The sequence below is a fragment of the Streptomyces sp. NPDC001393 genome, from assembly GCF_053597455.1.
In genome coordinates, this window is the sequence record NZ_JBSFIH010000110.1 from 1 (window position 1) to 11,048 (window position 11,048).

7 protein-coding genes are annotated in these 11,048 nt (G+C 72.6%); 4 read left to right on the forward strand and 3 right to left on the reverse strand.

All coding sequences use genetic code 11. The annotated features are described in order from the left end of the window. Positions 1-409 precede the first annotated feature (409 nt). Positions 410-859: a PTS sugar transporter subunit IIA gene (locus tag ACWC2T_RS44945; protein WP_450676068.1), complete on the forward strand. Its 450-nt coding sequence runs from the start codon at positions 410-412 to the stop codon at positions 857-859. A gap of 78 nt (positions 860-937) precedes the next feature. Then, complete coding sequence (gene ptsP / locus ACWC2T_RS44950) at positions 938-2,608, forward strand: phosphoenolpyruvate--protein phosphotransferase (RefSeq protein ID WP_450676069.1); 1,671 nt, start codon at positions 938-940, stop codon at positions 2,606-2,608. A 118-nt stretch (positions 2,609-2,726) separates the two neighbouring features. Here the strand turns inward: ptsP and ACWC2T_RS44955 are convergent, their stop codons facing one another. Both ACWC2T_RS44955 and ACWC2T_RS44960 read right to left on the reverse strand, forming a co-directional pair. Next, positions 2,727-3,620, reverse strand: a complete 894-nt coding sequence (locus ACWC2T_RS44955; protein WP_450676070.1) for a hypothetical protein — start codon at positions 3,618-3,620, stop codon at positions 2,727-2,729. A gap of 24 nt (positions 3,621-3,644) precedes the next feature. After that, a complete protein-coding gene (locus ACWC2T_RS44960) occupies positions 3,645-4,847 on the reverse strand; it encodes an MFS transporter (RefSeq protein WP_450676071.1) in 1,203 nt (400 codons plus the stop codon). 122 nt (positions 4,848-4,969) lie between these two features. On the opposite strand from ACWC2T_RS44960, the gene ACWC2T_RS44965 reads away from it, so the two are divergent. After that, on the forward strand, positions 4,970-6,289 hold the full coding sequence (locus ACWC2T_RS44965; RefSeq protein ID WP_450676072.1) for an aminotransferase class I/II-fold pyridoxal phosphate-dependent enzyme: 1,320 nt from the start codon (positions 4,970-4,972) through the stop codon (positions 6,287-6,289). Positions 6,290-6,307: 18 nt separating this feature from the next. Here ACWC2T_RS44965 and ACWC2T_RS44970 read toward each other — a convergent pair whose 3' ends face one another. Beyond that, a complete protein-coding gene (locus ACWC2T_RS44970; RefSeq protein WP_450676073.1) occupies positions 6,308-8,275 on the reverse strand; it encodes an acetoacetate--CoA ligase in 1,968 nt (655 codons plus the stop codon). Between the two features lie 214 nt (positions 8,276-8,489). Between ACWC2T_RS44970 and ACWC2T_RS44975 the strand changes: the two genes are divergently transcribed. Then, positions 8,490-10,850, forward strand: coding sequence for a glycoside hydrolase family 31 protein (locus tag ACWC2T_RS44975; protein ID WP_450676074.1), 2,361 nt, complete (start codon positions 8,490-8,492; stop codon positions 10,848-10,850). Positions 10,851-11,048: the final 198 nt, after the last annotated feature.

The following is an 11,048-nucleotide window of genomic DNA, read 5'->3' on the forward strand; positions in this document are numbered from 1 at the left end:
TGACTTTTGGCACGCTGTTGAGTTCTCAAGGAACGGTCGCTTCCTTCGTACTCACCCTCTCGGGCTTTCCTCCGGGCGCTTCCCTTCGGTGTTTCAAACTCTACCAGGGTTTTTCCGTCTCTCTGACCACCCTCCTGCGGACATGCAGAAGCGGATCCAGAGATAGGATCTGACGAGTTTGGGTGCTGCCGAGGCTGCGTGAGGGCGCTCTCGCGCCTCCGCCCCAAGCAGGAGTACGACTGTACACGGAGTCTCGAAGGCGCTGCAAATCCACGGGGTTGGTGGTCTAGACCACTAGCTGGTAGCTTCCATACGGAACCGCCACTTCATCTGACATACGCTGCTGCAAGCGCCGTCCAGGACAGGCAGTGACGGCCCGTACGCAGCTCCACTCCTTGGGAGGCTTCCCATGACCACCGTGACGTCCCCTCTCGCTGGACGTGCCATCGGACTGGCCGAAGTGCCGGATCCGGTCTTCTCCGGGGCCATGGTCGGCCCGGGCACCGCGATCGACCCCGTACGTGAGCCCTCCGAGGCCGTGGCGCCCGTGGACGGCGTCATCGTCTCCCTGCACCCGCACGCCTTCGTCGTGGTGGACGAGAGCGGGCACGGTGTGCTCACCCATCTCGGCATCGACACGGTGCAGCTCAACGGCGAGGGTTTCGAGCTGCTCGTCAACAAGGGCGACACCGTGACGCGCGGCCAGGCCGTCGTGCGCTGGAACCCCTCCGCGGTCGAGGCCGCCGGCAAGTCCCCGGTCTGCCCCGTCGTCGCCCTCGAAGCCACGGCCGAGTCCCTCTCCGACCTCCGCGACAGCGGGGACGTGAAGGCCGGCGACAGCCTTTTCGCCTGGAACTGACGGCAGTGCCGTCATCCGACGGCGTTCACGACAACCACCGCGGCGGCGGGACCCGCCGCACTATCGGAGACGGGTGAGATGGAGACAACGCTGCGAGGCGTGGGCGTGAGCCATGGCGTGGCCATCGGCGAGGTCCGGCACATGGGTACGGCGGTGCTGGAGCCGCCGGCCAAGCAGATCCCGGCGGAGGAGGCCGAGCGTGAGCAGGGGCGCGCCCGCCAGGCCGTGGACGCGGTGGCCGCCGATCTGATGGCGCGCGGCAATCTCGCGGGGGGCGAGGCCCAGGCGGTACTCGAGGCACAGGCCATGATGGCCCAGGACCCCGAGCTGATGGCGGACGTGGACCGGCGGATCGCCGTCGGCAGCACGGCCGAGCGTGCGGTGTACGACGCGTTCGCGGCGTACCGGGAGCTGCTGGCCGGTGCCGGTGAGTACCTCGCCGGGCGGGTGGCCGACCTCGATGATGTGCGGAACCGTATCGTCGCCCGGCTGCTGGGCGTTCCGATGCCGGGCGTCCCGGACAGCGACCAGCCCTATGTACTCGTGGCGCGGGACCTGGCTCCCGCCGACACCGCGCTGCTGGACCCCTCGCTGGTCCTCGGTTTCGTGACCGAGGAGGGCGGGCCGACCAGTCACAGCGCGATCCTGGCGCGGGCGCTGGGTGTGCCGGCGGTCGTGGCGCTGCCGGGTGCCGGTGAGCTGGCGGAGGGCACGGTGATCGCCGTCGACGGCAGCACCGGCGACATCTTCGTGAACCCTAGCGAGGAGAAGAAGGCGCAGCTGGAGGCCGCGGCCGCCGAGCGCAAGGCCGCGCTGGCCGCCTCGACCGGGCCAGGTGTGACGGCGGACGGTCACAAGGTGCCGCTGCTGGCCAACGTGGGGGGCCCGGCGGACGTACCGGCTGCTGTGGAGGCCGGGGCCGAGGGTGTGGGTCTGTTCCGTACCGAGTTCCTGTTCCTGGACGACAGCAAGAACGCTCCTTCCGAGGCGAAGCAGGTGGAGGCCTACCGGCAGGTGCTGGAGGCGTTCCCCGAGGGTCGTGTGGTCGTGCGGGTGCTGGATGCGGGTGCGGACAAACCGCTGGACTTCCTGACTCCGGCCGACGAGCCGAACCCGGCGCTGGGCGTCCGGGGTCTGCGGACGCTGCTGGACCACCCCGAGATCCTGCGTACGCAGCTGACCGCGCTGGCGAAGGCCGCTGAGGGGCTGCCGGTCTACCTCGAGGTCATGGCGCCCATGGTGGCGGACCGCGCGGATGCCAAGGCGTTCGCGGATGCGTGCCGTGAGGCGGGGTTGCGGGCGAAGTTCGGCGCGATGGTGGAGATCCCGTCGGCCGCGCTGCGGGCGCGTTCGATTCTGCAGGAGGTCGAGTTCCTGTCGCTGGGGACCAACGACCTCGCGCAGTACACGTTCGCGGCCGACCGGCAGGTGGGCGCGGTGTCCCGGCTTCAGGACCCGTGGCAGCCTGCGCTGCTGGACCTGGTGGCGCTGTCCGCGGAGGCGGCCAAGGCCGAGGGCAAGAGCTGTGGTGTGTGCGGTGAGGCCGCGTCCGACCCGCTGCTGGCCTGTGTGCTGACCGGTCTGGGTGTCACCTCCTTGTCCATGGGTGCGGCGTCGATTCCTTATGTCCGGGCGATGCTGGCGAAGTACACGCTGGCGCAGTGCGAGCGGGCGGCGGCGGCCGCGCGTGCCGCGGACAGCGCCGAGGAGGCGCGCAACGCTGCTCAGGCGGTGCTGTCCGGCGAGTAGCCGTACCGGCGGCGCGGCGCGTGTGCCGGGTGCAGGGGCGTCCCGCCTTCGGGTGGGGCGCCCCTGGTGCGTTCCGGCATGTCTCGGCCCGGGAGGCGCCTCGGCCGCGCGGTTTGTCTCAGTGCCGGTGGCCGGGTGCTGTGTCCTCGATCCCGAGGTCGGGGGGCTCGCAGTAGTCGACGTCGGATTCCGGGGAGATGAGGTCGCCGGTTTCGACGTCGGTGCAGTAGGCGTCGAAGACTTCGGAGGCGGTGAGTGCTTCGAGGCCTCCGGAGCGCAGTCGCCAGCCGTAGACCCGGTCGGCCGCGCCCGGGGAGCTGGCGCGCAGGACGAGTCCGCCGGGGCTTCGGGTGGCGAGGCCGAGTGCGAGGACGCTGGTGAATTCCAGGGCCTCGGCCTCGTCGAGGCGGATGCCGCCGTCGCCGTCCTGGTCGCCGTGCAGCACGGAGACGAGGGTGTCCGGCGGTCCGGAGACGCTGCACACGAGGTGCCGGTCGCCGGGCGGTGCGGTGTCGAGGATGCGGACCAGGAGCTCGGAGGCGCGGGTGAAGGCGGCCCTGCCGATGTCCTCGCCGCAGGTGGGGCAGGGTCCGAGGCGGGAGAGCAGGGTGGTGGCGTACTCCCACGTCGCCTGTCGTACGGCTTCGTCGACGAGGGCGGGTACGAGGGTGGCGAGGGGTTGGCCGTCGTAGGGGATGGTGGGGCCGGTGGCCGCGAGTTCGGCGGTGAAGCGGGTTCGGCTGGTCGGGGCTTCCGGGTCGAGGCCGGCGTCCGCGCAGTAGGCGGCGTAGTCCTCGGGGTCGAACAGGGCGAGTGTGGTGTGGGTGCCCTGGGCGGCGCGGGCTTTGAGGACGGCCTCGACCTGTTTCAGATAGGTCGCGTGGTCGTCGAAGGTGAAGCTGCGGTAGCGCCGCATGGCGCGGAAGTCGTGTTCGTCGGTGAGCAGGCCGATGGTGCCGGCGATCTCACGGCGCAGGACGCGTCGCATGGTCTGGTGGTCGGTGTGCGCCATGTTTCCCCCAAAGTGCGCGGTCGATCAATGCTCACTCACCGTAACCGGCGGCACTGACAACGGGCTCCGCCGGAGGCGGTCGCGGACCAGTCGGTGCTGGAGTGCGCAGGTCGCGGCGATGGTGGCGCCGAAGACGGTCCAGCCGAGCGGGCCGGTGGCGATGGCGGCGGTGACGGCGAGCGGGCCGAGGCTGCGCTGGCCGGACTGGGCGAGGCCGTGCACGCCGAGGTAGGCGCCCTGCGCGGTGTCCGGGGCGAGGGTCAGGGAGAGTTCCCAGGACACGACGGCGTGCAGCATCTCGGCCAGGGTGAAGAGGGCGGCGGACGCGGTGAGAAGGCAGATGGCCTGGGTGCCGCCGGTGGCGGACAGGGCCATGGTGACGCCGCCGGCGGCGGAGGCGGCGGACAGCGGAACGAGCAGTCTGCGGGCTGCTGCCGTGGTGGTGCCGTACCGGGCGAGCGGCACCTGGAAGGCGACGACCATCACGTTGTTGAGGACGAGCAGCAGGGGGGCGAGACCGTGCGGTACGCCCGCGGTGTGCGCGATCCACAGGGGCAGGCCGACCTGGAAGACGGAGTCGTCGAGGAAGAGGACCAGGTCGGTGGCGACGTACCCGAGGTAGGTGCGGTCGCGCCAGGGATTGGCCGGCTTTGCATCGCGAGGTGCGGTGCTGGTGGCGGCGACGCGGCTGCTGGAGGGGGGTTCGGCGCAGGTGAGGGTGAGGAGCGCGATCGCCAGGAAGGAGAGTGCGTCGCCGGTGAGGAGCCAGCGGTAGGCCGTGGTGGTGCCGGCGGTGAGGGCGGCCGCGGCGGCGAGGCCGCCCAGGGCCCAGCCGGCGTTGGAGCAGGTGCGGTTGACGGCCTGGTAGCGGACGCGGTCGGCTCCCGCGATGCGGGCGGCGTACAGCTTGGTCAGGACGCTCGAGGCGCGGTCACCGAGGCTGCCGACAGCCGATATCGCGAGCAGCGGGAGGTAGTGGTCGCTGGTGAGCAGGCCGAAGGAGGCGAGTGCGCGCAGGAGTTGGAGCGCGATCAGGATCCGGGTGAGGGGGAAGCGGTCGGCGATGCGTCCGCCGAGGGGTGCGCCCGCGATGCCGACGGCGCCCGAGACTGCGGCGAGGGTGCCGACCTGGGCGACGGAGAGGCCGGAGACGTAGGTGAAGTACAGGACGGAGACGGATGCCCACAGGCCGCTGCCGATGCGGTCGATGAAGGTGATCAGAAGCATCCGGCGTCCGTCGCGGCCTCCTGGTGTGCGCGAGGGCCTGATGGCGGCCTCGGGTTTTGCGTCCACTGTTCCCCCTCAGATGGAGCTTGTTTCGAGTTATGTACTGATACATAATCAGAAACGTGGCAACACAATATGAGATCACTGGTGCGACGGCCAAGGGAATTGCCGCATCCGTCGAACGGGGCGTCGCGGAGGGCGCGTTGGTCCCGGGGTGCGCGCTGCCGCCGGTGCGCGGACTGGCGGACGAACTGGGGGTGAGCCCGGGCACGGTCGCCACGGCGTACAAGGAGCTGCGACGGCGGGGCATCGTCGTCACGCGCGGGCGCGGCGGCACGGTGGTCGCTCCGGCCCCGGCGGTCGCCTCGCGGCGGCCGCCCAAGGTACCCGCAGGGCTGCGGGACCTGGCCGGCGGGCATCCCGACCCGGCGCTGCTGCCCGCGCTGCTACCGCCGTCACGCCTCTCCCCCGGCGCCCGTTCCCATCGCTCCGCGCCCCGGCTGGCGCGGCTCGAGGAGGCGGTGCGCGCATGGCTGGGCGCGGATGGCGTCCCGGTGGAGCACGTGACGTTCGCGCACGGGGCGCTGGACCTGCTCGACCGGGTGCTGTCGGTCGAGCTGCGTCCCGGGGACGGCGTGGCGGTGGAGGACCCGGGGTATCACCATCTGCTGGATCTGGTCGCGGCGCTGGGGCTGCGCACCGTCCCGGTCGCGGTGGACGACGAGGGGATCCGCCCCGAGGCCCTGCGCGGGGCGCTCGGCGCCGGGGTCCGGGCCGTGGTGTTCAGTCCGCGCGCGCAGAACCCGTACGGCGGACACTTCTCCGCCGCCCGTCGCGACGCGCTGGCCGAGGTACTGCGGGGCGCGCCCGATGTGCTGGTGGTGGAGAACGACCACGCCTCCGAGGTGGCCGGCACCGCGCTGCACACGGTGACGGGCGCCGGTCTGGCCCGCTGGGTGCATGTGCGGACCGTGAGCAAGTTCCTCGGGACCGATCTTCGCTGGGCGGCCGCGGCCTGTGATCCGGTCACCCTCGCCCGGCACGACGGTCGGCTGCTGCTGACCTCCGGCTGGGTCAGCCACCTGCTGCAGGAGACCGTGCACGGCCTCCTGACGGACGGGGGCACGCGCGCGTTCGTGGCACGCGCGCGTGCGGCGTACGTGCTGCGGCGCACCGCGCTGGCCGGCGAGCTGGAGGCGCACGGCATTGAGTCGCACGCCGCGAGCGGGATGAACGTGTGGGTGCCCGTGCACGACGAGTCGGCGGTGGTGAACGGACTGCGGTCGTACGGCTGGTGGGTCGCGGCCGGGGCGAGGTTCCGCCTGGCTTCCGGGCCGGGCGTGCGGATCACGGCCGCCGGTCTTGAGCCCGCCGATGCCGCGCGGCTGGCCTCGGACTTCGCCGCCGTGCTGGGCGAGTCCGAGGCCACCTATGGAGGGTGAGGGTGCCGTCCGCGGGAGTCAGGCGCGCTTGCGGGCCAGTTCCTCGTAGAAGGCGAGCAGGGCGAGGTTGTCGATGGAGCCGGGGTTGACCGCCTTCTCCAGGGGCGTGCCCTGCAGCAGGCGCTTGACGGGGACCTCGATGCGCTTGCCGGTCAGGGTGTGCGGGACGCCGGGCACTTCGATGATCTCGTCGGGTACGTGACGCGGCGAGAGCTGCTCGCGGATCGTCTGCCTGATGCGGTTCAGGAGTGCCTCGTCGAGGACGGCGCCCGGCGCGAGGTGCACGAACAGCGGCATCCAGTAGCCGCCGTCGGGCTGCTCGACGCCGATGACCAGGGACTCCTTGATCTCGGGCAGGCGCTCGACGACCTCGTAGATGTCGGCCGAGCCCATGCGCACGCCCTGCCGGTTGAGGGTGGAGTCGGAGCGGCCGTGGATGATCACCGTACCGCGCGAGGTGACGGTGATCCAGTCGCCGTGCCGCCAGACGCCGGGGTAGGTGTCGAAGTAGCTGTCGTGGTAGCGGCTGCCGTCGGGGTCGTTCCAGAAGCGGATCGGCATGGAGGGCATGGGGTTGGTGACGACCAGTTCGCCGACCTCGTCGATGACGGGTTCGCCGCTCGGGTCCCAGGCCTGCAGGTCGGTGCCGAGACCGGCTGCCTGGAGTTCGCCGGTGTACACCGGGAGGGTCGGTACGCCGCCGGCGAAACAGGAGCAGACGTCGGTGCCGCCGCTGACGGAGGCGATCCACAGGTCCTCGCGCACCTCGTCGTGCAGCCAGCGGAAGCCGTCGGGCGGCAGCGGGGAGCCGGTGGTGGCGACGCACTTCACCGCCGACAGGTCGTGGTCGCGCCCCGGGTGGACACCGGCCTTGCGGCAGGCCATGACGTAGGCGGCGGAGGTGCCGTAGAGGGTGGCCCCGGTGCGCTCGGCGATCCGCCACTGGGCGCCGGTGTCCGGGTAGCCGGGGCTGCCGTCGTACAGGACGATCGTCGTGCCCGTGAGCAGGCCGGAGACGAGGAAGTTCCACATCATCCAGCCCGTCGAGGTGTACCAGAAGAAACGGTCCTCGGGTCCGAGGTCGCAGTGCAGGCCGAGCTGCTTGAGGTGCTCGACCAGGATGCCGCCCTGGGACTGGACGATGGCCTTGGGCAGGCCCGTGGTGCCGGACGAGTAGAGCACCCACAGCGGGTGGTCGAACGGGACCTGCTCGAAGACGGGCTCGGCGTCCCCCGCCGTCAGCGCCGACCACTCCAGCGCGCCCTCGGGTGCCCGGGTGCCGAGCAGCGGGATGTGGACGACGGCGCGCAGCGTGGGCAGCTCGCGGCGCAGCTCGGCGACGATCTCGCGGCGGTCGTGCTCCTTGCCGCCGTAGCGGTAGCCGTCGACGGCGAACAGGACGACGGGTTCGACCTGCTGGAAGCGGTCGAGGACGCTGCGGGCTCCGAAGTCGGGTGCGCAGGAGGTCCAGACGGCGCCGACGGCGGCCGTGGCGAGGAGGGCGACGACGGCCTCGGGGATGTTGGGCAGGTAGCCGCTGACGCGGTCGCCGGGGCGGACACCGAGAGCCCGGAGTTCGGCGGCGAGGGAGCCGACCAGGCGGCGCAGTTCGGACCAGGCGACCGGGCGCGGTTCGTGGGTTTCGTCGACGTACAGGAGGGCGGGCTCGTCCGGACGGGTGGCCGCGGCGCGCAGGGCGTGCTCGGCGTAGTTGAGGGTGGCTCCGGGGAACCACTGGGCGCCGGGCATGGCGCGGTCGCCGAGCACGCGCGCGTAGGGCGTCGAGAAGCGGACGTCGAACCACTCCGTGACGGCTTTCCAGAAGGTGTCCAGCTGGTCGACGGACCACTGGTGCAGGGCGGGGTAGCCGCCTTGGGCCGGGGCGCCGTGCTGCTCGGCGGCCCAGGCCTGGAACTGGGTGATGCGTGCCTGGGCGATCCGCTCGGGATCAGGCTGCCAGAGCGGCTGGGGGTTCGCGGTCGTCATGGGGCGGCTCCCGGGCTGTGCGCGTCGTGTGCGTCGGTCCGCGCACGGGCTGGGGTGTGCGCGTGACGCGGCTGACAGGGACGATGCCATGTGATCGACTTCTGCACCAGGGTGTGCTCCACACAGTCCGTGTCGTGAAGATGTGGTCCCAGCACGGGTGAACGGCAGTTGAACGACACGCGCGCGTGGGGCGCTCAGTGGCAGGGTGAGCAGCATGGACGGTCGTGACCTGGTGCGTTCGGTGAGTGTGGTCGGTTCGGGGAGGGCGGCGCAGGGGTTGCGTACCGTGCGGGCCGCGTGGCGCAGGAGGCGGATCGACGCGGCCGGGCTGCCGCCGCGGGGGGCCGAGCGGGCGCGGGTGCCGGGGCAGGTCACGAGCGTGGCGCCGGGGCCGGGGGGCGGTGTCATCCGGTTCAGCCGGTCCGAGCTGCGGATCGCCGTGGCGGTGAACGGGGCGGTGTTCTGGGGGTGGGACGGGGCGGGGCCGCTGCCTTCGTATGCGCTTGCCGGGAGCTGCCCGGAGGCGGACCCGCGTGCGGTGCTGGAGCCGGACAAGGACGGTGGCTGGCGGGTGGTCGCCGAGCGGGTGACGGTGACCGTCTCGCGGCACGGCGCGGTGGAGGTGTGCACGCCGGGTGGCGTGACCCTGCGGCGGGATCTGCCGCCGCGCTGGTGGGAGCCGGTCGGCGGGGGCGCGGCGCGCTGGATGCAGCGGTCGGAGGTGGCGGCGGACGCCCGCTTCTTCGGTCTGGGCGGCCGGGCCTGCGGGCCCCGGCTGCGGGACGGCACGTACCGGCTGTGGAACACCGACCCCGGCCGGGCGTTCGGGCCCGGGGACGATCCGCTGTACGTGACCATGCCGGTGCAGCTCGTGGTGGCCGACGCCGGCACGCATCTGGTGTTCCACGACACCACGTGGGACGGCAGGGTCGTGGTGCGCGAGGGCGAGGAGGGGGCCGGGTCCGGGCACGACCGGGCGGGGCGCTGCGAGCTGCGGATGGACGGCGGGCCGCTGCGCTGCTGGGTGATGGTGGGCACCCCCGCGCGCGTGCTGCACACCTGGGCCTCGCTGACCGGTGCGCCGGCACTGCCGCCCACATGGGCGCTCGGCCACCAGCACGCGCGGTGGGGGTTCGGCAGCGAGCAGGAGGTGCGCCGGATCGTCGCCGGCTACCAGGAGCGCGAGCTGCCGCTGGACGCCGTGCACCTGGACATCGACCACTACGACGACCACCAGGTGTTCACCGTCGACCAGGAGCGGTTCCCGAAGCTGCCGCAGCTCGCCGACGAGCTGCGCCGCGACGGGATCCGGCTGGTGTCGATCGTCGACCCGGCGGTGAAGGCGGCGCCGGGCAACGCGGTGTACGACAGCGGTTCGGCCGTGGACGCGTTCGTGCGGGACGCCTCCGGGCGGACGGTGCGCGGTGTGGTGTGGGCCGGGGAGTCGGTGTTCCCGGACTTCACGCACGCGCGCGTGCGCAAGTGGTGGGGCGCACTGTACGAGGAGCGGCTGGGGCAGGGCTTCGCGGGCTTCTGGCACGACATGAACGAGCCGACGTCGTTCAGCGCCTTCGGGGAGCCGACCCTGCCGCGTTCGGCCCGGCATGCCCTGGAGGGACGCGGCGGCGACCACCGGGAGGCGCACAACGTGTACGCGCTCTGCATGGCCCGGGCGGGCTACGAGGGGCTGCGCGAGCTGGCGCCCGGCGAGCGGCCCTTCCTGTTCTCCCGGTCGGGCTGGGCGGGGATGCAGCGGTGCGGGGGCACCTGGTCCGGGGACGTGGCGACGGGCTGGCCCGGACTGCGGGCGTCGCTGTCGCTGGTGCTGGGGCTCGGTCTGTGCGGGGTGCCGTACTCGGGTCCGGACGTGGGCGGTTTCGACGGCAGTCCGTCGCCGGAGCTGTACCTCAGGTGGTTCCAGCTCGGCGCGTACCTGCCGCTGTTCCGCACCCACGCGAGCCTGCGGGCGGGGCGCCGGGAACCCTGGGAGTTCGGTGCCGAGGTGCTGCAGCACGCGCGCGTGGCGCTGCTCGAACGGCGACGGCTGCTGCCGTACTTCGTCACGCTGGCGCATCTGGCGCGGCGCACCGGCGCGCCCTATGCGCGGCCACTGTGGTGGGGAGCGCCGGAGGACCGGGCGCTGCGCGACTGCGAGGACACGTTTCTGCTCGGGGACGGTCTGCTGGTGGCTCCGGTACTGGATCCGGGTGCCGACCGGCGGGCGGTGCAGCTGCCGCGGGGCCGCTGGTACGACACCGTGACGGAGCAGGCGTACGAGGGGCCGGCGCAGGTGCTCGTGGACGCGCCGCTGTCACGGACACCGGTGTTCGCGCGCGCGGGTGCGGTCATTCCCGTGCGCGGCGCCGACGGCGGTCTCGAGCTGGAGGTATGGGCACCCGCACGTGGCCGGACGGGCGGCGGACTGGTCGTGCCGGACACGGGCGACGCGTGGGACGAACCGGAGATCGAACGCTATGTCGCCCGCCGGCAGGGCCCGCGGGTGGTGGTCGCCCGGCAGCGGGAGGACGGTTCCGCCGAGCCGCCCTACCCGGTGCGGGTGCGGGGGCTTGGCTGAGCCGGCCTGTGCGGTAGGAGCCGTCTGCCTCGCCCTCGGACGGGGGCGGCCGGCGTGCGCCGCGTCGTGCGCTGGATCGCCGGCGCTGGTGGCCGGGGACGCCGCTCGGCGACCGAGCGCCGGCGGCCGGTCGCCGGCCGCCCGGGACGCGGCGTCGGCGCGCCGCCCGGCCGCCGTGGCCCGCGCGCGCACGATGCC

What these genes read in the sequence shown, in the direction of transcription:
- ACWC2T_RS44945 (WP_450676068.1), top strand. Translation starts at nt 410, where the DNA reads ATGACCACCGTGACGTCCCCTCTCGCTGGACGTGCCATCGGACTGGCC.
- ptsP (WP_450676069.1), top strand. Translation starts at nt 938, where the DNA reads ATGGAGACAACGCTGCGAGGCGTGGGCGTGAGCCATGGCGTGGCCATC.
- ACWC2T_RS44955 (WP_450676070.1), bottom strand. Translation starts at nt 3,620, where the DNA reads ATGGCGCACACCGACCACCAGACCATGCGACGCGTCCTGCGCCGTGAG.
- ACWC2T_RS44960 (WP_450676071.1), bottom strand. Translation starts at nt 4,847, where the DNA reads ATGCTTCTGATCACCTTCATCGACCGCATCGGCAGCGGCCTGTGGGCA.
- ACWC2T_RS44970 (WP_450676073.1), bottom strand. Translation starts at nt 8,275, where the DNA reads ATGACGACCGCGAACCCCCAGCCGCTCTGGCAGCCTGATCCCGAGCGG.
- ACWC2T_RS44975 (WP_450676074.1), top strand. Translation starts at nt 8,490, where the DNA reads ATGGACGGTCGTGACCTGGTGCGTTCGGTGAGTGTGGTCGGTTCGGGG.